The 274-nt window shown below is 73.7% G+C and carries 2 pseudogenes; both read right to left on the reverse strand.

What is annotated here, in order from left to right:
* Positions 1-124, reverse strand: a pseudogene (gene ugpQ / locus SB772_RS40810) (glycerophosphodiester phosphodiesterase); the annotation flags it as partial.
* Between the two features lie 28 nt (positions 125-152).
* A pseudogene (locus SB772_RS40815) lies at positions 153-274 on the reverse strand (sn-glycerol-3-phosphate ABC transporter ATP-binding protein UgpC); the annotation flags it as partial.

Consider the following 274-nt stretch of genomic DNA (forward strand, 5'->3'; position numbering starts at 1 on the left):
CGACCATCCGGTGCCCGCGCCGCGCGCCCTCGTCGAGCGCTGCAAGCGTGTTCTCCGGCGCAAGCGTGCCGCCGCCGCGATGGGCGACCACGCGCGGATAGGGCCAGTCGGTACGGGAAGTCATCGTGCGCCTCGCAGCGGGTTCGTCAGGGTCAGCCGGCACGCTTGCCGGTCTCGGGATCGAAGAAATGCAGCCGGTGCGAGGGCAGCGCGGCGCCCAGCGCCGTGCCGCGCGCGGGACGATCCGCGTGCGGCAGGCGTACCACGACGTCGT

The sequence above is a fragment of the Paraburkholderia sp. SIMBA_030 genome (genome assembly GCF_046535245.1).
Taxonomy (GTDB): Bacteria; Pseudomonadota; Gammaproteobacteria; order Burkholderiales; family Burkholderiaceae; genus Paraburkholderia.